This is a genomic window from Glaciecola sp. HTCC2999, assembly GCF_000155775.1.
Lineage (GTDB): Bacteria > Pseudomonadota > Gammaproteobacteria > Enterobacterales > Alteromonadaceae > Opacimonas.
This window is the reverse complement of sequence record NZ_DS989813.1, coordinates 141,344-164,502: the sequence shown is the minus strand read 5'-3', so window position 1 is coordinate 164,502 and position 23,159 is coordinate 141,344. Positions and strand designations below refer to the sequence as shown.

The window sequence follows — 23,159 nt, the reverse complement described above, 5'->3', positions numbered from 1 at the left end:
TGATCTTCATATTTTCCTTTCAAGCATAGCTGAAGGAAAGACATCAGTGTTCAGATTAACAGAGTATCAGATTGAAAAATAGCCATTGCACAAACTAAAAAGGCAACCTAATTGGCTGCCTTAATACATCTATTCCTAGTAAATAGGAATATTTACTAAAATTGCTTAGTAAAGTTTAACGCGACGTGCGTTTTCGCGAGAAAGCTTCTTCAAATGACGCTTTTTAGCGGCAGCTTTCTTACGCTTACGTTCCCAAGTTGGCTTTTCAAAGAATTCGCGCTTACGAACTTCTGATAATACACCCGCTTTTTCACATGAACGTTTGAAACGACGAAGAGCTACGTCAAACGGTTCGTTCTCTCTAACTTTAACGATAGGCATTTAAATGTAAACCTCAAAAATTATGAATCTTCAGAGCGAGTTTTATAGCGGTGATGTACTTATGTTCGAATCGATACCATTCGAACTTTCTATCACCAGAAAAGTCACTCTGGCTAAAAATGGTGCGTAATAGTAAACATGTTAGCAACGCTTGTAAAGTACAAATTCAAGATAGGTGCTAATTTTTTGACCAAGGTCTAGTCATTATCTGATGATATGGGTAAACTCTTTCACATATTTGGCACATAACCCATAAGTACACTCATTATTATGCGCATATTAGGCTTTGAAACTTCGTGTGATGAAACTGGCATTGCAGTTTATGATGATAAACTTGGTTTATTATCTCACCAACTTTATTCTCAAGTAAAACTTCATGCTGATTATGGTGGTGTCGTCCCTGAATTAGCATCACGTGATCACGTTCGCAAAATTATTCCGTTGATTCAACGCGCGCTTAAAGACGCTGATACCTCAGCCGATGATTTAGATGGAATAGCTTACACGAAAGGCCCTGGTTTAATAGGAGCGCTCTTAGTTGGATCATCGGTGGCGCGAAGTTTAGCCTTTGCTTGGGATAAACCGCTAGTGGGTGTGCATCATATGGAAGGCCATTTACTTGCCCCAATGTTAGATGAGGGAAATACGCCTGAATTTCCGTTTATTGCGTTATTAGTCTCTGGTGGTCATAGTATGATTGTCGATGTTAAAGGTATTGGCGAATATCAGGTACTAGGTGAATCCATTGATGACGCCGCGGGAGAAGCGTTTGATAAAACGGCTAAATTACTTGGTTTAGATTATCCTGGTGGTCCATTACTAGCGAAGTTGGCTGCAAAGGGTGAGCCTGGTCATTATCAATTTCCTCGTCCCATGACCAATAAACCCGGTTTAGATTTATCCTTTAGCGGTTTAAAAACCTTTGCAGCAAATACGATCCGTGCGGCTGATAATGATGAACAGACGCATGCAAATATTGCGTATGCCTTCCAAGAAGCCGTGGTGGACACATTATTAATAAAATGCAAACGCGCATTAAAACAGACCGGTTATTCACGTGTGGTGATTGCGGGTGGAGTAAGTGCAAACACGCATTTACGTGAAGTATTTGAAGCTAAAATTGGACCAAATGGTAAAAATGTCTTTTATCCGTCCTTGGCTTTTTGTACGGATAATGGGGCGATGATCGCATATGCTGGCATGGAACGTTTGAAGGCACAGCAATTCGATGGCTATGATGAACAAGTTAAACCGCGCTGGCCGCTGGATTCACTGCCACCGCTATAAGTATTACACTTTGGGTTCGCTTCCTTGCAGTAATCTTGTGATATTGTGCTGGTGTCGCCATATAATAAGTACAGCGAGCATACTGACCGCTAGAGTATATTTAGGATTGAAAAAGTAAGTAGCTAATGGCGCAATACCGACAGTGACCAATGCTGCAAGGGAAGAATATCGAAATAATCGATAAGTTATTATCCACACCATGGTTAACGTGACAATAATATTAAATCCCAAAGGCATTAAACAGCCAAAGGCCGTGGCTACCCCTTTGCCTCCTGAAAAATGATAGAAAATGGGGTACATGTGACCTAAACATACGGCAATTGCCACGATACCTAACCAGGCATCGCTGAGTCCTAACTCATGAGCACTATAAACGGCAATACTGCCTTTTAATAAATCCAAGACCAAAACAATGATGGCTGGTATTTTCCCACCAATACGAAAGACGTTTGTCGCACCGGGATTAGCTGAACCGGTCGAACGAGGGTCGGGTAATTGAAACACTTTTGCAATTAAGACGGCACTGGTACAAGAGCCAAGAACATAAGCCGCTAAAATCGTCAGCATTATTGTGATTTCCATGTACTTCCTCCCTCCATTCACGCTACACTATGGTCAATTTACTAAATAAAGTCATGTTTGACTAGCTATTATCTATCGGCCCCAACTTATGACATCTTCTTTACCCCACACCGACCGAGTCTTGATTCGTAACTTACAATTAGATGTACTCATCGGTGTGTATGATTTTGAACGAGAAGCCCCTCAACGGGTAATTTTCGAAGTTGATTTACATACTAATAATCGTCCAGCAGGTTTAAGTGATAATGTGCAAGACGCGGTGGATTATGCGAGTGTGACTCAATTAATTACTGATATCAGTCAGCAAAGTGAATATCAGTTGTTAGAAGCCCTTGCCGAGCATGTTGCCCGAGCGGTGTTAGATAATTTTGTAAAAGTGTCAGCCATTGACGTGACTATTCATAAGCCGGATATCATGCCTAATGATGTTAAAGTGGCTGTTGCGATCACACGATATCGTGAGAATGGTGAGAAATAGTATGAGTCAGCATCATATTTTAATCAGTTTAGGATCTAACGTCGATCGCGAATATTATACTCAAGCGGGGATTACCGCACTCACTGAGCGCTTAACGGATATCCATTTATCTAGTACCTATGAAAGTGAAGCTGTGGGTTTTTCTGGCGCGGCGTTTTATAACCTCGTAATGAGCGCTTACACTGATATGAGTATTGCTGAGGTGGTGCGATTTTTTAAAGATATTGAACATAAAAATGGCCGCACGCGTGCCGATATTAAATTTGCACCTCGGACTTTGGACATTGATTTATTGACCTACGATGATGTGGTATGTGTGGAACCAGTAGTATTACCGCGCCCGGAAATCGAGTATCATGCGTTTGTGTTAGCACCCTTAGCGGAATTATTACCGAATAAGTTACACCCCAGTACACAAATGAGTTATGCACAAATGTGGGCTGAATTTGATCAGCCTGAACAAAAATTATGGACAATCGATATTACATGGAGTTAGTCATAGTATGACCTTTTTTGAAATTGTGATCTTAGCTATCATTCAAGGGATCACTGAGTTCTTACCGATCTCATCTTCCGCACACCTTATTTTACCTGAAGCGTTACTTGGCTGGGACAGTCAAGGTCTTGCTTTTGACGTGGCTGTTCATGTCGGCAGCTTACTTGCGGTAATTATTTATTTTCGTCATGACATTATCAATATGACCATTGACTGGTGTCGTTTTGGGTTTACTCGTCAACAAACTACTAATAGTAAGCTGGCATGGTTTGTGGTGCTAGCAACTATCCCTGCTATTATTATTGGATTCACGTTTAAGTCGTTTATTGAAGTATATGCACGTTCAGGTGCGGTCATCGCTTTTACCACTATCGTGTTTGGTTTGTTGTTATGGTATGCCGATGCTAAAGCTAAATGTGTCAAAGTCGTCGATAATATGACGTGGAAACACAGTTTAATTATCGGATTATCCCAAGCCATCGCGCTTATTCCTGGCACATCTCGTTCGGGGATCACGATGACCACGGGGTTATTACTGGGTTATGATCGTGAAAGTAGTGCCCGTTTTTCATTTTTACTGTCTATTCCTGTCATTTTAGGTGCCGGCCTGTTAGCGACACTGGATTTAGTCGCTGAGCCGAACGCGGTGGATTGGTCTGCATTGGCTTATGGTGCGTTATTTTCTTTTGTGTCAGCTTATATTTGTATCTCATTGTTTTTAACATGGATTAATCGTATTGGGATGTTCCCGTTTGTTATATATCGATTATTGTTAGGTGCCGTGCTGATTTTCTTTATTTACATTTAATTATCGCTAGGAGTCATCCGATGAGTGAAACCATTTTTAATAAAATTATAGATAAATCGATCCCTGCCGATATCTTATATGAAGATGACGACGTGTTAGCCTTTCGCGATATTAATCCTCAAGCACCGTTGCATTTTTTAGTGATCCCTAAAAAACAGATTGCGACCATCAACGATATTACGCCTGATGATTATACAATAGTAGGGAAATTATCTGGCATAGCCGCACTGATAGTGGCTGAACATGGCGAAGCTGATAAAGGGTTTCGAACCGTTATGAATTGTAATGAATATGGCGGACAGACGGTATACCACATTCATTTACATGTATTAGCGGGTAAACCACTAGGTTGGCCACCCTACCAAGAACGATTAAAATAAGTACTTAATTATATAAAGATGTGCGTTGACTCATCAAGGAAAGAAGAAAGGAAAGAAGAGATACACGGATGCAACGATTATTGAAGTATTTTAAAGGTTATATTCAACGAGGATTTCGTGAATGTAATGATAATGAGCCCCAAGCGCAAACATTGAATGTCACTATTTTAGTGATTGGATTTTGTGGGATGTTTGCGGGTTTGATGAATCTGATATTCTCTCCAGAAAACTTTGCTTTTATTGGTCCTAGTTTAATATTCCTTACGTTGATTTTAGAACAATTTAGATACCGTTTAACCATCAAAATGGTTGGTGGATTTTATATTATTGCTATTAATTTGGCCTTGCTGTTTCGCTTATACAATGGTGGAGGTGGCATAGACTGGGTATTGCTAGCTCTAGCATCAGGGTTTTTAATATCTATTATATTTACATGGCGCTGGCTGCTTAGTTATTATATTGCTGTCTATTTATCACTATTTTTATTGCATGATTTCAATATTAGTAATAAAAATATGTATATCGATCTGCAAGTGTTAATAGCTGCAGCTGGGATTGGACTTCTTACACTTTTTTACAATTCAAGACTACAAGAATTAAGAAACCAAGCAGAACGACAAACGCAAGATCTTAAACGTTTTCTTGCCAGTTTTAGTCATGAATTACGATCGCCTTTACAGTCTATTATCGGTACACACGACATTATCAAAGAAAAGATTATCCCTGAGCACGAAAACTATTTATTATCGGCGCAAAGACAGTCAAATTACTTGTTACGTACGATCAATGATATTTTAACCTTTTCTAAATCTGAGCAGGACATTGATGGATTAAGATTACAGCCTACTAGTGTAGTGGCGTTATTAGAATCAGAATACAAGGAAGCTCAACTAAATATAGGCGATAAACCGATCACCCTTGAATTATCTATTGATGAAAATATACCATCTTGGGTGAATACTGATAGTGATAGGCTTCACCAAATCATTCAAAACTTGTTATCAAACGCAATAAAATATACCGACACTGGTACGATCCACTTATCGGCAGAGCATAAGTTGGACTCTACAGGCCTACATAATGTAACTTTTATAATCAGTGACACAGGGCAAGGAATGACGCGAGAGCAATTGACTCATGTTGCCAACGCGTTTTATCAAACCAGTTATATTAATCATGGTACTGGGTTGGGCTTATATATTTGTGAAAATTTATTGCGAGCATTTGGGAGTCAGTTACATATACAGTCAGCGTTAGGGTCGGGTTCGACGTTTTCATTTGAAATCTCATTCATGACGCCATTAGAGGAGGTCAATGAGCTTTTGCAAACGGACACTGATTTGTCATTATTAACTGCTCATATTGATACAGTGGTCATAGTAGATGATAGTGAAATTAATATTGCAATATTAACTGAGCAACTCAAGATGTGTAATGTTAATGTGATTTCGTTTTTGTCGGGTAAAGCATGTATTGATTTTTGTCAAACAAATGACGCATTTGATGTGATCTTAATGGATATGATGATGCCTAATATGAGCGGTATAGATGCATCAAGAGCGCTTCGAGAAATGGGTATAAGTCAACCTATCATCGCTATATCTGCCGCTAATGAGCAATTCAAGGTTAAATTTACTGACGTAGTCAATAATCTAACCTTGATACAAGACGAACTAAATAAACCTTTTACAGCTCTTAGCATATCAAAATCGCTTAATGCTGTATGCCAATAATCTAATTGAAAGGGCTCCTAGGAAGCCCTTTCATTCTTAGTCTTTGTTTAGCTCTAACACTTCCGTTAAATAATCGGCTAACGCGACGAGTTCTGCTGACATCAAAACAAAATCAGCATCCAAACGAGCTGCTTGCTGGTCTTTGGGGATATCTTGATTTTCTTCTTTTAATGAATCGGCATATTTAATACGTATAATTGATCCATCGCTTTCGATCATACATGTCAGTTGTTCATTAAAATCAATCCCTAATTTCTCCACCCATTTACCCGCATCGATATGACGCAAGACTTCTTCGGCTTGTAAATCTTGGTTTTTACAACGCGCGACAGCAGCTTCATCATCATGGGCTTTGAGTTCAATATCGGTTAATAATTGAATCTGTTCTGGTGGATTTGCGGTGACCCAATTAGTTAAATACGTTTGGATCCCTGAGCGACATAAAGGCACAACAGGTAAAGAGCCAAGTGCTTTACGCAACATCGCCAAAAAGGTTTCCGCTTTACCATCGGCAGAAGCATCGACAATAACCAGCTTATGCTTAGGACAAATATACCCGTGAGAATAAGAGTTTTTAGTAAAGGCTTGGGGTAATAAACGTGCGACGATCTCTTGTTTTAGATCTTGTTGGGCTTTTTTACCGACGGGACTGCCCGTTTCTTGTTCTATTTGGGTTACTTTTTCGGCTAATTCTGCATTGATCACCGCAGCAGGCAAGATGCGCTCTTGTTTTTTTAATGTGAATAAATAACGGCCATTTGCCTGATGAAATAACTGAGATGAATCAGGTAACGGTGCTGCAAACCCCATGGTAGCAAGTTCTTGAGATCCACAAGGGCGGAATGTGACAGTTTCAAGACAATCCTGTAAATTATCATCAGTAAAAGAAAGTGGTTGGGTAAGTTGATACATTTTAGCGTTTTTAAACCACATAATGTAATCTCCAAAGGGGGTCGAAAAAAGGATGCGCAGAGTATCAATAATTAGTGTTGATGACAATTATACAAATTAATTTACAAATATGACGAGGGATTAATAAAACTGTCATAGAAAAAGTGAATAATTATCTTATATGAATAATGTAGTAATTTTAAATTAGGAAAAACCATGTCTCGTTCAATCTTGTTAGTTGAAGATGAAGCCCCAATCAGGGAAATGATCAAAATAATCTTAGAACAAGCAGGTTTCACCGTGAACGAAGCCGAAGACTTTGATATTGCACTAGATAAAATGGTCGAACCGTATCCTGATCTGGTGTTATTAGATTGGATGTTACCTGGTGGCAGTGGTGTACAGTTAGCGCGTAAATTTAAAGAACATGAGTTCACCCGAGAGATTCCGGTTATTTTGTTGACAGCGCGTGGAGAAGAAGATGATAAAATCAGAGGCTTAGATGCCGGTGCGGATGATTACATTACTAAACCTTTTTCTCCAAAAGAGCTCGTTGCGCGCATTAAGGCAGTCATGCGACGTGTGACACCTACAGCGAAAGAAGAACCTATTCACTTTTCGGGTTTGGTATTAGATCCTATTTCTCATCGAGTTACAGCCAATGGTGTCAGTATTGAAATGGGCCCTACTGAATTTAAATTATTACACTTTTTTATGTCCCATGCGGAGCGTGTGTACTCACGTGAACAGCTCCTGGATAATGTCTGGGGGACCAATGTCTATGTAGAGGATCGGACTGTCGATGTACATATTAGACGACTACGTAAGGCTTTAGAGTCGCAAGGATATGATGCTATGATCCAAACGGTGCGTGGTGCTGGCTACCGTTTCTCTGTTAAATAATGATTTAAGGCTATTTAGTTTATGTATTATCCATTTACATGGTCAAAAAATATATCTCAGCTTATCGTGCTGATCATACTTGCACTGATACTGGGTATGTTGTTGGATAATTACATGTTTGGTGTAACGCTTTCGACATTGGTCATGCTGGGATTTAATTTATATCAATTATATAAATTAAATCAATGGATCCGGCAAAGTAAAAAACTATCTCCTCCAAAAGTACATGGCGTATGGGAATATATCTACGAGGGTATATATCAATTACAACGCCGCCAGCGTGGCAAACGCAAAGAGTTAGGAGAATTAGTTAAGCGATTTCGCAAAGGGGCTGAGGCGCTGCCAGATTCGGTAGTGATTATTGATAATGATGCCACGATATTATGGTGTAATCGACTGGCTAGGTTTGAATTAGGCATAAAATGGCCTGATGATATGGGTATGCGAATAGATAATTTATTACGTCATCCAGAGTTTGTTGAGTATTTCCAAGCCGGAGATTTTACTTATCCGATTGAAGTCCCGTCCCCAGCAAACCCAAGAAAAACCAATGAATATCGGATAATGCCATATGGAGACGATAATTTATTGTTGATCTCCCGAGATATTACACGTGTTTCACAATTGGAAGATATGCGTCGAGATTTTGTGGCGAATGTTTCTCATGAGATGCGTACCCCTTTAACTGTCATTAGTGGATATTTAGAAATGCTACCGATGACGATGTTGAATGATGATCCACTCGCATATAAAGCCATTTATGAAATGAGCACCCAAACTCGACGGATGCAAAATCTCATTGAAGATTTATTGGTGTTATCGCGTATTGAGTCAAGCTCAGAGCGTATTTATGAAAATATTGTCGATATGTCTCGTATGTTTCAACAAATCAATATGGAAGCAGAGCGGCTAAATAAAGATAAACGTCATGTTATTCAATTTCATATTGAAGCGGGTTTGAATGTTTATGGTGTGGAAAGTGAACTTCGCTCTGCGTGTTCCAATCTTATATTTAATGCGATTCGTTATACACCGGATGAAGGACAAATTGATGTGTATTGGTCGAAGTCTGGTGCTGATGCGCAGTTTCGTGTTGTAGATAATGGTGACGGTATTGATGAAAAGCACTTGTTACGTCTCACCGAACGATTTTACCGTGTAGACAAAGCTCGCTCGCGTGATACGGGCGGTTCTGGATTAGGGTTGTCGATTGTCAAACATGTCTTAAACCATCACAATACTTTCTTGGAAGTGAAAAGTAAGGTTGGACAAGGAGCTGAATTTTCGTTTATCTTAAGTAATGATTTGATCCCATCGGATAGTCCTTATAAAAATAATGAGAATTTACCTCGCGACTAAGACCATTTTAATAGGTCTAATGTTTAATTTGTCATACGTATCTTTAACGCATGCTAATCAGGAACTGACGCCTGGTGTTGTGGGTAGTATTACATCTATTGGTTCAGAAACATTATCGAGTTTAATGACAGAATGGGCGACTGAATTCAATCGCTTATATCCACAGGCTAAAATTCAAATCCAAACGACAGGCTCCTCTGCGGCTCCAATTGCGATTACCGCAGGAACCGCTTCACTTGGACCAATGTCACGGCCACTTAAGCCATCAGAGCGCCAGTCGTTTATTAACCGTTTTGGATATGAACCTACTATGGTCACGGTAGCAATTGATGCAATAGGTGTGTTTGTTCAGGAGAGTAACCCTCTCCAAAGTCTCAGCGTGGATCAACTAGATCGTTTGTTTAGTGCCACGCGTTATTGCACATTCGGACAGCCAATTAATTATTGGCATGAATTATTAGATGACAGTGAATACTCATTATCTGATTTTGCAAAGTTCCCCGAATTTCCAGTTCAGTTATTTGGCAGGAACTCTGCTTCTGGTACTTATAGCTACTTTAAACAAAAAGCACTGTGTCATGGTGATTATCGTAACACAGTTAAGCAGCTATCTAGTTCTGCCTCGATTATTCATACAGTTGCCAATCGAATGGGGGGGATAGGGTATGCCTCTTTAGGTTCTACCATTCCTGGCGTTAAAGCATTATCTATCGCTAATGGTGGTAAAGAAGTGGAAGTGAATGCTAAAACCGTCCAATCAGGACAATACCCATTAGCTCGACAACTGTATTTACTTGTAAACCAGTCACCAGATAAATCGCTTGCACCGGGCGTTGCTCAGTTTTTGCGTTATATTTTATCACAGCAAGGACAATACATTGTACGTCAATTGGGATACTTTCCGATATCATCAAATCAGCAGCAAGCGCAGTTAAACAACTTGTTTCAAACATCAGGGTAGATACTAGAGTCAGCACGAACTGAATATATGTGAACGTCATATTATTTTAATAAAACTATCATTAAATTGTAATACGTTTATTTTATGATAAGTACATATTTTTAAAGAGGTATATTCCACATGCAAATGTAATGTTTTTGTCATAAATACACAAAACTTTAATATTTGTGTCATAAATAACTCAAATTGTAATATTTCTGTCATAAAGGCATTTTACTATATGCTCAGATTTTAAAAATATTCAATTCGAGGGAATTATGTCTATTAACACAACATCAAAAACATTATTAGCAACCACTATTGGTTTACTCCTCGCTTCAGCACCTGCTGTTGCAGGTAATGTAACTACTGATGGCGCGGACATTAAAATTAACACTAAGGGCGGTTTTTCAGTGAAAACCACTGATGGGGATTTTGCATTCCAACTTGGTGGACGTATTATGTGGGACTATAATAATGCGCAATTAAATGGGGTTACTGACGAAGATACCTTGAGTATTCGCCGAGCACGTATTTATGCTAAAGGTAGCATTGGTGATGACTGGTCTTATAAAGCCCAGTTTAATGTGGGTAATGGCAATGGCGGTACACCAGAAGATTTATATATTTCTTACGGTGGTTGGGGCAAAGCCGCTAAGCTGACTGTCGGTAAACAAAAAGTCGCATTTGGTTTAGAAGAGATGACTAGCTCAAAAGATATCACTGCTTTAGAGCGTTCAGGTATTACTGAGCAGTATGCGGTTGGTCGCCAAAACGCGGTAAAATTAAATGGTGCGGTAGGCAACGCTTTTTATTCAGTATCGGCATTTGAAGATAGTAGCGCCGGTGATGATGACTTTGGTTTTGGTGCGCGAGTAGCATATTTACCGATCAAAAATGATGATATGTTAGTGCACGTAGGTGCCGGTTATGTACAACGAGGTGGTGATCGTCAAGCTGTTGGTCTAGAATTAGCAGCAAATGTTGGTTCATTCCACATCCAATCGGAGTACTTTGACGAAGAGCAAGGTGCGACAGACCGTGATGGTTACTACATCCAAGCGGGTTATATTTTAACGGGTGAAACTCGTCCTTATAAAGGCGGTAAGTTTGGTCGTGTTAAACCAAGTAACAGCACTGGTGCTTGGGAAGTGTTCGCTAGAATGGAAGAAGGCGACGGCAACCACAGTGATATTGAGTTAGGTCGTGTTGATGCGAGTGCCTACTCTGTAGGGGTGAATTGGTACGTAGCCAATAACGTGAAACTAGGTGTGAACTACTCAGACGGTGAGAGCAATGAAGCCGGTAGTGACGACCAAGGTAAAGAGTTTAGAGTTCGTTTACAGTTAACTTACTAACAGCGAATGAATTTGACCGATGGCATGGTGCTTTGTCACCTTCCATCAATACATAATGAAATTGACAAACAAAGGTGATCCAATGTTTTACAGAAAATTAATGGCATTAAGCTTAGCGGCAGTGGCAACAACATCAATGGCTGCTGGTCGAGATACAATTTCAGTGGTGGGTTCATCAACTGTCTATCCGTTCTCCACTGTTGTGGCTGAGCGTTTTGGTAAAGCAACTGATTTTGCGACTCCAAAGATTGAATCAACCGGTACCGGCGGCGGTATGAAGTTATTTTGTGCAGGTGTGGGTGTGGATACGCCTGATATGTCAAATGCGTCACGTCGTATTAAAGCGTCAGAGCTTGAGATGTGTAAAGCTAATGGCGTTGATGAGGTGGTTGAAGTATTAGTTGGGTATGACGGCATTGTATTCTCTAATGCTATCGGCGCTCCCAATATCTCTATTAGCTTACAAGAAATTTTCTTAGCTTTAGCTAAAGAAATCCCTAATCCAGATGGTTCAGCGACCTTAATTGAAAACCCATATAACAATTGGAATGAAGTGAATCCTTCATTACCTGATATGAAGATTTCGGTATATGGACCACCGCCAACATCAGGTACGCGTGATGCGTTTGCTGAATTAGCCTTAGAAGGTGGTTGTAAAACATACAGCTGGATCAAGGCATTGAAAAAAGCGGATAAAAATCGTTATAAGAGTATTTGTCATTCTGTCCGTGAAGACGGTGCGTATATTGAAACCGGTGAAAATGATAACTTAATTGTACAAAAATTGACTACAAACCCTAAAGCGTTTGGGATTTTTGGATTTAGTTTCTTAGATCAAAATTCAGATACCTTACAAGGCTCAAAGGTGAGTGGCGCGTATCCAACGTTTGAAGATATCGCTGACGGTGCGTACCCAATTTCTCGTCCGTTATATTTTTATGTGAAAAAAGCGCATGTTGGTAAAGTACCAGGTATAATGGAGTTTCTGGAAGAGTTTACCAGTGAAGACGCCATTGGTGATGAAGGTTACACGACTGACAAAGGTCTCATTCCGCTAAGCTATGAAAAGTTAGAAGAAATGAGAAAATCAGTGATGTCACTTCAAAGCGTTTCATTGTAAAATACCATCCACATTGTTGGTGTATGACGAGATAGTGGTAAACACTATCTCGTCATTTGTTTTTAAGCTAAGGAATAATTCATGACCACTGCGAACTTAGTCTTTATCGTGATGTTAATTGCATTGGCCAGTTACTGGTTGGGCATTCAACGCTCAATAAAAGTTGCCGGTGGCAAGCAGCAAGTAAAAGACCTTGTTTCATTGCCCAGCCAATATGGACTGCTCACCGCGTTTTGGTGCGGTATTCCAGCAATCTTATTTTTGTTGCTCTGGTCTGCCATCGAAAGTAGCGTCATTGATTCACTTCTGATTGATAAAGTCGTATTAAGTGCTGATGGGCAAATCCAACAGAATATGGGATTGATCGTTAACAATGTAAAATTGCTTGCAGAAAAGATCACCTTATCAGAAGACATCTCGAGCGCGACTGATATTCAGTTACAAAATGCTCAATTTTTCATCGCATTAAATGAAAAAGCGACATGGTTAAAAACATTATTAACCTTGGTCATTGCGGTCGGTTGTGTTTCTACTATATTAGCTAAAATAAAACACAGTTTTCACGCGCGCAATAACCTAGAGCGTATCGTCAGCGGTCTTTTATTTACTTGTTCTGGCATCGCATTATTGACGACCATCGGTATCGTGATGTCGGTGTTATTTGAATCGATTTCGTTTTTCTCACAAGTCCCGATTACTGAATTCCTGTTTGGTACTCAGTGGAGCCCACAAATTGCGATGCGAGCTGACCAAGTTGGTGGTTCTGGTGCTTTTGGAGCCATTCCATTATTCGTCGGTACGATATTAATCAGTACGATTGCGATGTGTTTAGCGATTCCTGTCGGCTTAATGATAGCGATATATTTATCTCAATATGCGACTAAGCGTATCCGTTCTATTGCCAAGCCGATGCTAGAAGTATTAGCCGGTGTGCCTACCGTTGTATACGGATTCTTTGCCGCGCTTACCGTCGCCCCGTTAATTCGTGATTTTGGTTTACTCATTGATTTACCTATTGCTGCTGAGAGCGCATTAGCCGCCGGTTTAGTCATGGGTATTATGATTATTCCTTTTGTATCATCATTATCTGAAGATGCCATGACGGCCGTGCCAGTCGCATTGAAAGAAGGTTCATTAGGCATGGGTGCCACGCACTCTGAGACCATTAAGAAAGTCATTTTACCGGCAGCTATTCCCGGTATCGTCGGTGCGATTTTATTAGCGGTGTCACGGGCTATCGGTGAAACGATGATCGTGGTAATGGCGGCAGGATTAGCGGCTAACTTAACCTTTAATCCAATAGAGTCAGTGACCACGGTGACTGTACAAATTGTATCGCTGTTAAAAGGTGACCAAGAATTTGATAGTGCTAAAACGTTAGCGGCCTTTGCATTAGGTCTGATGTTATTTATCACTACACTGGCATTAAACATAGCCGCGTTAAAAATAGTTCGTAAGTATCGAGAGCAATATGACTAAAGCAGTGAATGAGTCACTTCCGACATCGGCAGTAACAGAAAAAATCAAATTAGGCTTAAAAAAACGTCATCGCAGTGAAATGATGTTTAAAACAACGGGTTTAGCGGCCGTGTTGTTAGGTTTTATGTTAGTGTTTGTACTGTTATTTGATATTACCAGCAAAGCATTACCGGCATTTCACCAGCACTGGGTGCAACTTGAAGTTGATTATTCGGCCAGTAACCTTCGTTATTCAGAAGGCGACTCTCTTGAAAATCTTCGCTACCGCAGTACGTTAAGAAAGGCTATAGCCAATCAGTTTCCTGATGTGAAGTCACGCCGTGATAAGCGTCAACTCAATGGTTTATATTCTAGTAATGCAGAATTCGCAATTAAAGATTTCTTAATCGCTAATCCTCAAGCATTAAACACGGTTCAAAACGTATGGGTTAGAGTGGACGATGATGTTGATATTTATCTTAAAGAAACGACATCCCTAGGTGAGCCATTAATCCGTATTGATGAAAAAGAAGCACAGTGGATCAAATCATTGGTCGAGGCTGGACAAATCGATAAGCGCTTTAATATCCAGTTTTTCACTAGCAGTGATTCGCGTGAGCCTGAGCTTGCTGGTGTTCGCGGAGCATTAACGGGCACGATGCTGACAATGCTAGTCACATTGGTTTTATCTTTCCCACTAGGCGTTGCGGCAGCCTTATATTTAGAGGAGTTTGCGCCTAAGAATAAGTGGACCGATATGATTGAAGTGAACATTAATAACTTAGCCGCAGTACCGTCGATCATCTTTGGTCTGTTGGGTCTAGCGGTGATTATTAATTTATTTGGTTTACCGCGTTCAGCACCATTGGTGGGCGGGATCGTGTTAACCCTAATGACACTGCCCACTATCATCATCGCGAGTCGAGCATCGATCAAAGCCGTACCACCGTCAATACGAGAAGCGGCTACTGGTTTAGGGGCTTCGAAAATACAAACCACCTTCAGTCACGTGTTACCTATGGCGATGCCGGGTATCTTAACTGGTACGATTATTGGTATGGCCCAAGCGTTAGGTGAAACGGCGCCATTGTTGATGATTGGTATGGTGGCGTTTATTGTTGATGTACCTGCTTCTATTACGGATGCATCAACAGTAATGCCGGTACAAATATTCTTATGGGCAGATAGTCCAGAGCGTGGCTTCTTAGCTAAAACATCTGCTGCAATACTTGTGTTATTGGGCTTTTTATTTTTAATGAATGCTTCGGCGGCGTATTTACGACGTCGTTTTGAATCAAAATAGGACAAATCATGGTTGATATTATTTCTGCTAAAAGTCTCGGATCTAACGATATTAAAATCGATGGGGCGGTAGGCGAACCATTTTGTGATGACGCTAAAATGTCTATGCGTAATGTTGATGTATTTTACGGTGATAACCAAGCGATACATGACGTCAGTTTTGATCTTGAAAAAAACCAAGTGACTGCACTTATCGGTCCATCGGGTTGTGGTAAATCAACATTTCTACGTTGCTTAAACCGTATGAATGATTTGATCCCTATCTGTAATGTGAAAGGCTCATTACAACTCGATGGTGAAGAAATCTATGGGAAGCAAATGGATCCTGTATTGCTAAGAGCGCGAGTGGGTATGGTGTTTCAAAAGCCTAATCCCTTCCCTAAGTCGATATACGAAAATGTCGCATACGGTCCTAAGATCCATGGTTTGGCAACAGACAAATCTGAATTAGATGAAATCGTAGAAACGAGCTTACGCAAAGCGGGTTTGTTTAATGAAGTTAAAGACCGATTAGACCAACCTGGTACAGGTTTATCAGGTGGCCAACAGCAACGCTTATGTATCGCTCGGACTATTGCGGTAAGTCCCGAAGTCATTCTAATGGATGAACCTGCTTCTGCATTGGATCCTATTGCAACAGCGGTCATTGAAGAATTGATCCACGAATTAAAAGAAAAATATACGATTGCTATAGTGACTCACTCCATGCAACAGGCTGCACGAGTGTCACAAAAAACAGCATATTTCCACTTAGGCAAACTTGTGGAAATGGGGGATACTAAGCAGATATTTACCAATCCTCGTCATGAATTAACTGAAAATTATATATCTGGTCGTTTTGGCTAATAGGGTGTGATAATGGAAAATGAATACCAACCAACTCAGCACATTTCACAACAATTTGATGTTGAGTTAGAAAATATAAAAAGCCAAGTGCTTAAGATGGGCGCTTTGGTTAAAAAGCAATTACGTGATGGTCTTACCGCATTATTAGACGGTGATGAAAAGCTCGCTAAAAAAGTCATTAAACGTGATAACAAGGTGAATGCGCTAGAAGTCAAAATTGATGAAGCGTGTACCAGTATTATTGCCATCCGACAGCCGGCTGCGACTGATCTACGTTTTGTGCTAAGTTTAATTAAAACGATTACGGATTTTGAGCGTATTGGCGATGAAGCTGAAAAGCTTGCTGTTAGCACGCGTAACGTCAAAGAAAAGCATATTAGTGAACAAGAATATCAGTACCTTCGTTCAATGGGTGACATGGTCATTGAAATGTTAACCCAAACGTTAGAAGTGATTGAAACGTTAAACGTTGATCAAGCGCTAGAGGTGATAAAACAAGACCAGGCTGTTAACGATGAGTATGAGGAATTTCTTAACTTCCTCGTTAGCCGTATGAAAGACAAGCCCAAAACAATCAAAAGTGGATTATCGATTAGCTGGAGTGCTCGTGCGTTAGAAAGAATTGGCGATCATTTAGTTAATATTAATGAGTACTTAATCTACTTAGTGAATGGTAAAGATGTTAGACATATCGATTTAGAAGACCTCGAAGAAATTCTAAACGAAGAATAAGATCTAGCTTAATCTGTGGTTTCGTCAATCACATTCATGAATTAAAAAAGCGCGATGATTTCATATCATTGCGCTTTTTTGTTTTTACCTTATTATTAAATGAATTTTGATCAGGGGGACGGCGCATGTCACTTCACCATTTTATTTGTTTACCATCATTACCTACACGTAGCTTACTGGGTCTTACCTGTCTAATAGGAGTTTTTATGAGTGGATGTTCGCCACAATCAACAGAGTCAATTACAGACGTAAACAGCGAGGTTGAAGTTGGAACACAGGTGCAGCGCCTTTATGATAATACGCAATATAATGCTCCATTTAAACGCATTCCCCAAATTGAGCAAGTTGCCCCAATCGCAAAGCGGATTGATCATATTGATACGCTTCATGGAATCAGTCGAGACGATCCGTATCATTGGCTAAAAGACCAAGGCTATCCTGTGATTGACGATCAGCCTGTGCTCGATTATTTAGTGGCTGAGAATGAGTATTATCAAGCGTTTCTTGAACCAAGAAGAGCGCTGGTGAATACCTTGTTTGAAGAGTTTAAAGGACGAATGGATGCGACGGATGTGTCTGTACCTTTTGTCAAAAATGGTTTTGAGTACCGATATGAATATAGTGAAGGTGCTGACTATAAAACCTTGATCCGTAAAGAGATAGTTAGTGGAGGTGAACAAGTCTATTTAGATTTACCCTCACTAGCCAAAGGTGAAGATTATTTCGTCTTAGGTGATTACGATATATCACCCGATAATCAGCACATTGTGTACACCATTGATACTGATGGTAGTGAACGATATGTCGCTTCCATCAAGGACTTAAAGACAGGGAAAGTACAACCTAACGTGTTAACCAATATTCGTGAAGATGTATTATATGTCAATGACGGTAAAGGCATTGTCTATGCTCAGTTGCATGAACAGCGCTGGGCGACCAAAGCTATTCATTACTACGATATTCTAAGTGGTAAGGACACCGTCTTATTGAGTGAGGATGACGAAGAATTTTCGTTAGATTTTTCCTTAACGTCGGACGAGCGATTTTTGGTGATTTATACCGGCAATAACGATATTACAGAAGCATTTACGGTACCAGTAAATGACGTGACTCAAGCGTTACAACCTATCGTCATGCGCGACCAGGCAATTAATGCACAAATTGACCATGCCAATGACCATTTCTATATATTAACCAATGACCAGCATGTGAATAATCGCTTAGCCAAAGTGGCATCAGCGAGTCCCGAATATATAAACTGGGAAACCGTAATTGCGGGAAGCGATACCCAATATTTAAAATCGCTGCAGACGTTTAATTTTGGGGTTGTGCTTCATCTGACGCGCAATGCTGTGGAGGCATTAGCGATTCAGCCATATGATAATTCTGAGATGTCGGATATTGAGTTTACAGAGACTATTTATGATGTCCGTCTAGATGTAAACCCTGAATTTATCTCTGATATCGTGCGCGTAAAGTATGAATCGATGGTGACACCAGCATCAATCATAGATGTAAATATACAAACCAAACAACACACCATTCGTAAACAGCAACGCATTCCTTCAGGATATAATCCAGACGAGTACATTACGACCCGTCTAATGGCACCGGCTCAAGATGGTGCTCTAATACCAGTATCGATTGTACATCACAAAGACTTTAAACCAGATGGAAAAGCCCCTGTATTACTTTATGCATACGGTGCTTATGGGGTGAGTATGTCACCGAACTTTTCCATTACCCGTTTAAGTATGCTCGATCGAGGTTTTGCTTATGCCATTGCCCACACGCGAGGTGGAGATGAAATGGGCTATCAGTGGTATTTAGATGGCAAGATGGATAAACGTCAAAACGCATTTAATGATTTTGTGGATGTGGCGAATTTCCTAGTAGACCAACGATACACGTCAGCAGGTAACATTTCTATCATGGGCGGCTCTGCCGGTGGGAAGATGATGGGGGCGGTGGTCACTATGACGCCTAACTTGTGGCGTTCCGTGTTATTGGCAGTACCCTTTGTAGATGTTTTAAATACTATGCTCGATGCAAGTTTACCATTAACACCGCCAGAGTGGAGCGAATGGGGTAATCCGATAACAGATAAAGTGGCATTTGAGCGTCTTTTGTCGTACTCCCCATATGACCAAATTGAAGCACGGGAATATCCCCCGATGATGGTAACCGGTGGGCTTAACGATCCTCGAGTGACTTATTGGGAGCCGGCTAAATGGACGGCGAAAATGCGCCATACTAAAACCGATGATAATTTATTAATCATGCGTATGAACATGAGTGCTGGTCATTATGCTAATTCAGGTCGTTATGGTCGATTATTGGATAAAGCCGAAGAGTTGGCATTTATATTGGCGGCCCATCAAATAGATTAAGCGATTGTCATATAAATGCGGATATTGAAGACAATAGTTAACTTGAAGCATCGTTGAAAGGGGGTTAGCCATGAAAAAACAGATAAAAAAATGGATAATCACATTCGGCGTGTATTAACCACCTTAGATGTTTCACTTAAACCTAATGTAAAAATAGTGGTTTATGACACAGAAGAAATGTGTGAACAAGAGCATCAGAACAACTGGGCGAAACGATTGGCAACATTATGACTAATAAATTCAATCCTAAAAAATTACACCATAGTAAGTGGACAGCAGTAAAACCTGTGAATAAAGAAAAGCACTTTTTGGTTTCAAAAGTGACGTTTGATGAGGAAGGGGATGTGGAATCCTGCGTGATTGAGGCGGTGATCTCCAACAATGCATACTCTATTGATTGGACTGAACTCAAAGATCCTAACAAGTGGTCCCAAGGTTGGCAGTATTAGTTTTAGCTAATCTTTTCTGTTTACCTGTTTTGAGGATAGAAATGTTGTTCTAAAATATCCATAAGCTCAGCCATATTAAAGGGTTTTCCAAGAACGGCATTAAATCCCATTTCTGCATACAGTTGTTGTTCGTGAGGAAGTACATTACCCGTTATTGCAATGATGGGTAAGTCTGGCAACTGTTTACGCAACAAATAAAACAATTCTGTTCCGTCCATATCAGGCATTTGTATATCAGTTAACACCACATCCACTTTATGTTCCGCGATAAATTCAAGCGCGGCTTTAGCCGACTCAACCGCGTTTACATGAGTCACTTGGTCAGCGATAGCATAGCTCATGAGCTCTCGATTAATCGGCTCGTCTTCTACAATCAATAGTTCTAAATCTAGTAATGTGCGTGTTGAAGCTATCGTTGTCGGTGTTTCCTCAGCCATACTATCTTGAAATTTGATGGGAACTGTCACAGTGAACGTTGTCCCTTTTCCCAAGGTAGATTGAATATCAAGGCGACCTTTCAGTAATGTGATTAAATTGTCACATAAAGCCATTCCAAGACCTGTACCTTGATACTTTTTACGAATAGACAAGTCAGCTTGTTTAAATGGTTCAAAAATATCAGCTATTGTAGATTCTGACATGCCAATACCGGTATCTGCGATAGCCATACTTAACTGCTCGGGGGTATGAGTAAATGTCATGGTAATCGCGCCATTTTCGGTAAACTTTAGCGCATTAGATAGGATGTTATGCAGTATTTGTATGAACAATTTTTCATCAGTATACAGCCATGAAGGTAACTCATTATATCCTATAATATTGAAATGTAAGGCTTTGGCCTGTGCAGCATGCTGGTGTAATTTTATCGCATCTAGTAGATTGTCTTTATTACTCCATTCTAGATTAACTTGCATGGCATTAATTGACGTTTGGTGATAATCCAACACATTATCTACAATAGATTTCAGGTGAGCTGTAGATTTTTGACCGGCTTTTATGAGTGGGCTATCTTCGTCTTTTTGATGTTGACCAAGCGAATAAAAAGCAAGATTAATTGCGTTTAGAGGAGTTCTTAGTTCATGAGAAATATTGGCAAGAAGAATATCTTTTGCCTGATTAGCTTTTTCTGCGATCGTCGTTTTTTCACTAAGCAATTTGATGTATTTAAAGCGGCTTTTTATATATAACAATAAGATAAAGATAAGTATAACCAGCGCGCTTAGGGTAAAAATTTGAGCGTCTAGTTTCGTGTAATAATGTTCGCCAATAATTTGGTATTGTGTACTATAGGTATCAGGTTCGAGGTTATATTTTTCAATCGCATCAGCATGGTAAAGCGCAGTGGTGACGTTATGTTGTTGTGGCGAGACAGGGTCATTGTTTGCAAGTGTGGCGATGATGTCAGCAATTTTAATAGGATCGACAACTAACCCCCCAACCGTTTTATACACTTCTAAATCTAAATGATTTGCAAATAAGAAGAGAATCGGAATCGATTGTGCTTTTAACCAATTCAACGTGGCTAGTTCAGATTGGACTACTGGCGGGTTAGTTATTAGTGCGACCATGTCCTGGGTATTGACAGTCAACTCATTGATTTCTTCAAAAAAGCTCTGATAGTCGAGGTCATTCACACGAGCAATCGATGGAAACGAGTCTGTTACATCAATGTTGAGTTTAATTAAATCGCCTGTGTCTGTGCCAATGTTACCTATCAATAATAAATGCGTTCTTTGAGGGAAGAGAGTGGTGAGGTGACGAATATTCTCGATAACATTCACATCAGAGGGTATTAAAGTACCAGTGGTAGGCTGCCATGCTATATGTGTAAAGAAACGCTCAGCTTGGCTGAATAGTTCTGGGTGATCTTCTAGAAACCGAGCCGATGCAGAGCCTTGACTGATGACCTTATCAATAGGTGTGAACTCGTCGATACCTGCGGATAATAAGATAGCTGATTTATACAATTCTATGGATGTGCTCTTTGTATCCGGTTTTAATGTTGAATAAATAGTATCAACATACCCAACATGCACGTGTTCGGGAAGTTGCTTTTTTTGCAGTTCTTGTGCCAAAGAATGAGTAAAGGTGAGCGTCCCTGACCGTTCTAAAATGACTAGAGTATCAGCTTGTATCACTGAGCTAAAAAGTAAGAAGAACAAGGCAATTTGTAATTTGATCACTGCACTATCACAAAACATGAATTGAGATTCAATTTTACCTTGATATCTATTTTAAGTAAATTAACGACAAAATAATCTTTGTTGCGCTGTAAACAGTGGTTGTGGTTTTGCGTTTTACAAGACGTTGACCTCGTCAGTGGACTCGGTCAACGATTTTGATTTTTATGGAATTAACCAGCTTGATTACGAGCCTGTTCTTTTTTGGTTTTTGGTTTCATTTTACGTTTCATTTTCTTCTGCATTTTTTGTTTCATTACTTGCAGTTGTGCTTGTTGTTCATCATTAAACACTTGATTCATAGCATAACGATGCTGTGCTTTTTGTAGACCGATATTCACTGCTGTATCTTTAAAATTAGCCTGCAATTCATACCACTGAGCAACATCAAATTCATCGGCATGAATCAATTCCCGCTCAGCCTCCTTATGAGCCATCGCAGATGCTTTTAACGCACTCATTGCGGTGAGGTGTTGAGTATGAAGTGTCTTTAATTCATCGATTTGCGTGTCAGTAGCCTCTACCCGTTTCGCCATGTTAAGTAAGCGCTTAAGTTGTTTAGCAGCACGGACCCCAGGTGTTTTATTCGCTCGTTTCAGTGCTCGTTTTTCAGCTAACTGAGCTTGTTGTGCTTCGGTCAACACCGAAAACATCGCATGTTTCGTTTCTGCCTGTGCCAATTTGCTTATTTGGCGATTCGCAATCTTACTTTCAATTAAGCTGCGCATCTGGGCTTCATCCCAAGCTGCTAGTTTGTTAGCTTGTTCCATTAACGCTTGGCCTTCTTCGCGTTCACCGCGATATAAGACCCGATTATTTTGTGCCTGTTTACGGATCGTATGGAGCTGTTCTTTTTGAGCCTCGGTTAAATCTAACCCTTTAAACATCGCTCGGACTGGATCATGTGATGACCCGCCATGAGGGCCTTTAGCGAGTGCTGATGATACCGTTAACGTCGTGAGTAACGGCACTGCAATCAACAAAGCAGAAAGGTGTTTTAATGAGAAGCGCGATTTTACAGTCGATATAGGGGTAATATTTGACATAGTAATGTCCTTGTTTAGGTTAACAATCATGACAACTAAA

The 23,159-nt window shown here is 40.1% G+C and carries 23 protein-coding genes; 18 read left to right on the top strand and 5 right to left on the bottom strand.

The window, feature by feature from the left end:
- Window positions 1-165: 165 nt before the first annotated feature.
- Complete coding sequence (rpsU, locus tag G2999_RS09270) at window positions 166-381, bottom strand: 30S ribosomal protein S21 (RefSeq protein WP_010180998.1); 216 nt, start codon at window positions 379-381, stop codon at window positions 166-168.
- Between the two features lie 270 nt (window positions 382-651).
- Between rpsU and tsaD the strand changes: the two genes are divergently transcribed.
- Window positions 652-1,668 (top strand): tRNA (adenosine(37)-N6)-threonylcarbamoyltransferase complex transferase subunit TsaD, encoded by a 1,017-nt coding sequence (gene tsaD / locus G2999_RS09265; RefSeq protein ID WP_010181000.1) that lies wholly within the window; start codon window positions 652-654, stop codon window positions 1,666-1,668.
- Between the two features lie 3 nt (window positions 1,669-1,671).
- Here the strand turns inward: tsaD and plsY are convergent, their stop codons facing one another.
- Window positions 1,672-2,250, bottom strand: a complete 579-nt coding sequence (plsY, locus tag G2999_RS09260) for a glycerol-3-phosphate 1-O-acyltransferase PlsY (RefSeq protein ID WP_010181002.1) — start codon at window positions 2,248-2,250, stop codon at window positions 1,672-1,674.
- A gap of 88 nt (window positions 2,251-2,338) precedes the next feature.
- Here plsY and folB point away from each other — a divergent pair, with 88 nt between their 5' ends.
- From folB to G2999_RS09235, 5 genes are all read left to right on the top strand, one after another.
- Window positions 2,339-2,728, top strand: coding sequence for a dihydroneopterin aldolase (folB, locus tag G2999_RS09255; protein WP_010181004.1), 390 nt, complete (start codon window positions 2,339-2,341; stop codon window positions 2,726-2,728).
- 1 nt (window position 2,729) lies between these two features.
- Window positions 2,730-3,224: a 2-amino-4-hydroxy-6-hydroxymethyldihydropteridine diphosphokinase gene (gene folK, locus G2999_RS09250; RefSeq protein ID WP_010181006.1), complete on the top strand. Its 495-nt coding sequence runs from the start codon at window positions 2,730-2,732 to the stop codon at window positions 3,222-3,224.
- 7 nt (window positions 3,225-3,231) lie between these two features.
- Window positions 3,232-4,032: an undecaprenyl-diphosphate phosphatase gene (locus tag G2999_RS09245; RefSeq protein WP_010181008.1), complete on the top strand. Its 801-nt coding sequence runs from the start codon at window positions 3,232-3,234 to the stop codon at window positions 4,030-4,032.
- A 20-nt stretch (window positions 4,033-4,052) separates the two neighbouring features.
- Window positions 4,053-4,412, top strand: coding sequence for a histidine triad nucleotide-binding protein (locus tag G2999_RS09240; RefSeq protein ID WP_010181010.1), 360 nt, complete (start codon window positions 4,053-4,055; stop codon window positions 4,410-4,412).
- A gap of 68 nt (window positions 4,413-4,480) precedes the next feature.
- The gene (locus G2999_RS09235) at window positions 4,481-6,145 is read left to right on the top strand and encodes a hybrid sensor histidine kinase/response regulator (protein ID WP_010181012.1); all 1,665 of its coding nucleotides are present in this window, start codon (window positions 4,481-4,483) and stop codon (window positions 6,143-6,145) included.
- Window positions 6,146-6,181: 36 nt separating this feature from the next.
- Here G2999_RS09235 and rdgC read toward each other — a convergent pair whose 3' ends face one another.
- On the bottom strand, window positions 6,182-7,078 hold the full coding sequence (gene rdgC, locus G2999_RS09230) for a recombination-associated protein RdgC (protein WP_010181014.1): 897 nt from the start codon (window positions 7,076-7,078) through the stop codon (window positions 6,182-6,184).
- A 174-nt stretch (window positions 7,079-7,252) separates the two neighbouring features.
- Between rdgC and phoB the strand changes: the two genes are divergently transcribed.
- The 12 genes from phoB to G2999_RS09165 all read left to right on the top strand — a co-directional run bounded on the left by phoB (window position 7,253) and on the right by G2999_RS09165 (window position 19,893).
- Window positions 7,253-7,939, top strand: a complete 687-nt coding sequence (gene phoB / locus G2999_RS09225; protein ID WP_010181016.1) for a phosphate regulon transcriptional regulator PhoB — start codon at window positions 7,253-7,255, stop codon at window positions 7,937-7,939.
- A gap of 21 nt (window positions 7,940-7,960) precedes the next feature.
- Window positions 7,961-9,298, top strand: coding sequence for a phosphate regulon sensor histidine kinase PhoR (phoR, locus tag G2999_RS09220; RefSeq protein ID WP_010181018.1), 1,338 nt, complete (start codon window positions 7,961-7,963; stop codon window positions 9,296-9,298).
- A 19-nt stretch (window positions 9,299-9,317) separates the two neighbouring features.
- Window positions 9,318-10,259 (top strand): PstS family phosphate ABC transporter substrate-binding protein, encoded by a 942-nt coding sequence (locus G2999_RS12290; RefSeq protein WP_010181020.1) that lies wholly within the window; start codon window positions 9,318-9,320, stop codon window positions 10,257-10,259.
- A gap of 257 nt (window positions 10,260-10,516) precedes the next feature.
- Window positions 10,517-11,596, top strand: a complete 1,080-nt coding sequence (locus G2999_RS09210; protein WP_010181022.1) for an OprO/OprP family phosphate-selective porin — start codon at window positions 10,517-10,519, stop codon at window positions 11,594-11,596.
- An 82-nt stretch (window positions 11,597-11,678) separates the two neighbouring features.
- The gene (locus G2999_RS09205; RefSeq protein WP_010181024.1) at window positions 11,679-12,716 is read left to right on the top strand and encodes a substrate-binding domain-containing protein; all 1,038 of its coding nucleotides are present in this window, start codon (window positions 11,679-11,681) and stop codon (window positions 12,714-12,716) included.
- A gap of 81 nt (window positions 12,717-12,797) precedes the next feature.
- Window positions 12,798-14,195 (top strand): phosphate ABC transporter permease subunit PstC, encoded by a 1,398-nt coding sequence (pstC, locus tag G2999_RS09200; protein WP_010181026.1) that lies wholly within the window; start codon window positions 12,798-12,800, stop codon window positions 14,193-14,195.
- Entirely contained in the window at window positions 14,188-15,477 is a 1,290-nt protein-coding gene (gene pstA / locus G2999_RS09195; RefSeq protein ID WP_010181028.1) for a phosphate ABC transporter permease PstA, read from the top strand. Before pstC ends, pstA begins: the two co-directional genes overlap by 8 nt.
- A gap of 8 nt (window positions 15,478-15,485) precedes the next feature.
- Window positions 15,486-16,322 (top strand): phosphate ABC transporter ATP-binding protein PstB, encoded by an 837-nt coding sequence (pstB, locus tag G2999_RS09190; RefSeq protein WP_010181030.1) that lies wholly within the window; start codon window positions 15,486-15,488, stop codon window positions 16,320-16,322.
- Window positions 16,323-16,334: 12 nt separating this feature from the next.
- Window positions 16,335-17,054, top strand: coding sequence for a phosphate signaling complex protein PhoU (gene phoU / locus G2999_RS09185; RefSeq protein WP_010181032.1), 720 nt, complete (start codon window positions 16,335-16,337; stop codon window positions 17,052-17,054).
- A 206-nt stretch (window positions 17,055-17,260) separates the two neighbouring features.
- Entirely contained in the window at window positions 17,261-19,444 is a 2,184-nt protein-coding gene (locus G2999_RS09175) for a S9 family peptidase (RefSeq protein ID WP_010181034.1), read from the top strand.
- A gap of 90 nt (window positions 19,445-19,534) precedes the next feature.
- Window positions 19,535-19,675, top strand: coding sequence for a hypothetical protein (locus G2999_RS13610; RefSeq protein ID WP_010181035.1), 141 nt, complete (start codon window positions 19,535-19,537; stop codon window positions 19,673-19,675).
- Complete coding sequence (locus G2999_RS09165) at window positions 19,672-19,893, top strand: TIGR02450 family Trp-rich protein (protein WP_010181037.1); 222 nt, start codon at window positions 19,672-19,674, stop codon at window positions 19,891-19,893. Before G2999_RS13610 ends, G2999_RS09165 begins: the two co-directional genes overlap by 4 nt.
- A 20-nt stretch (window positions 19,894-19,913) precedes the next feature.
- On the opposite strand, the gene G2999_RS09160 is transcribed toward G2999_RS09165, so the two are convergent.
- On the bottom strand, window positions 19,914-22,076 hold the full coding sequence (locus G2999_RS09160) for a response regulator (protein WP_198006100.1): 2,163 nt from the start codon (window positions 22,074-22,076) through the stop codon (window positions 19,914-19,916).
- A 170-nt stretch (window positions 22,077-22,246) separates the two neighbouring features.
- The coding region (locus tag G2999_RS09155) for a Spy/CpxP family protein refolding chaperone (protein WP_232222446.1) at window positions 22,247-23,159 on the bottom strand (913 nt) is incomplete at its 5' end.

Excerpts from the sequence above, each read along its gene's own strand:
- rpsU (WP_010180998.1), bottom strand. The coding sequence starts at position 381 with ATGCCTATCGTTAAAGTTAGAGAGAACGAACCGTTTGACGTAGCTCTT.
- tsaD (WP_010181000.1), top strand. The coding sequence starts at position 652 with ATGCGCATATTAGGCTTTGAAACTTCGTGTGATGAAACTGGCATTGCA.
- plsY (WP_010181002.1), bottom strand. The coding sequence starts at position 2,250 with ATGGAAATCACAATAATGCTGACGATTTTAGCGGCTTATGTTCTTGGC.
- folB (WP_010181004.1), top strand. The coding sequence starts at position 2,339 with ATGACATCTTCTTTACCCCACACCGACCGAGTCTTGATTCGTAACTTA.
- folK (WP_010181006.1), top strand. The coding sequence starts at position 2,730 with ATGAGTCAGCATCATATTTTAATCAGTTTAGGATCTAACGTCGATCGC.
- G2999_RS09245 (WP_010181008.1), top strand. The coding sequence starts at position 3,232 with ATGACCTTTTTTGAAATTGTGATCTTAGCTATCATTCAAGGGATCACT.
- G2999_RS09240 (WP_010181010.1), top strand. The coding sequence starts at position 4,053 with ATGAGTGAAACCATTTTTAATAAAATTATAGATAAATCGATCCCTGCC.
- G2999_RS09235 (WP_010181012.1), top strand. The coding sequence starts at position 4,481 with ATGCAACGATTATTGAAGTATTTTAAAGGTTATATTCAACGAGGATTT.
- rdgC (WP_010181014.1), bottom strand. The coding sequence starts at position 7,078 with ATGTGGTTTAAAAACGCTAAAATGTATCAACTTACCCAACCACTTTCT.
- phoB (WP_010181016.1), top strand. The coding sequence starts at position 7,253 with ATGTCTCGTTCAATCTTGTTAGTTGAAGATGAAGCCCCAATCAGGGAA.
- phoR (WP_010181018.1), top strand. The coding sequence starts at position 7,961 with ATGTATTATCCATTTACATGGTCAAAAAATATATCTCAGCTTATCGTG.
- G2999_RS12290 (WP_010181020.1), top strand. The coding sequence starts at position 9,318 with ATGTTTAATTTGTCATACGTATCTTTAACGCATGCTAATCAGGAACTG.
- G2999_RS09210 (WP_010181022.1), top strand. The coding sequence starts at position 10,517 with ATGTCTATTAACACAACATCAAAAACATTATTAGCAACCACTATTGGT.
- G2999_RS09205 (WP_010181024.1), top strand. The coding sequence starts at position 11,679 with ATGTTTTACAGAAAATTAATGGCATTAAGCTTAGCGGCAGTGGCAACA.
- pstC (WP_010181026.1), top strand. The coding sequence starts at position 12,798 with ATGACCACTGCGAACTTAGTCTTTATCGTGATGTTAATTGCATTGGCC.
- pstA (WP_010181028.1), top strand. The coding sequence starts at position 14,188 with ATGACTAAAGCAGTGAATGAGTCACTTCCGACATCGGCAGTAACAGAA.
- pstB (WP_010181030.1), top strand. The coding sequence starts at position 15,486 with ATGGTTGATATTATTTCTGCTAAAAGTCTCGGATCTAACGATATTAAA.
- phoU (WP_010181032.1), top strand. The coding sequence starts at position 16,335 with ATGGAAAATGAATACCAACCAACTCAGCACATTTCACAACAATTTGAT.
- G2999_RS09175 (WP_010181034.1), top strand. The coding sequence starts at position 17,261 with ATGAGTGGATGTTCGCCACAATCAACAGAGTCAATTACAGACGTAAAC.
- G2999_RS13610 (WP_010181035.1), top strand. The coding sequence starts at position 19,535 with ATGGATAATCACATTCGGCGTGTATTAACCACCTTAGATGTTTCACTT.
- G2999_RS09165 (WP_010181037.1), top strand. The coding sequence starts at position 19,672 with ATGACTAATAAATTCAATCCTAAAAAATTACACCATAGTAAGTGGACA.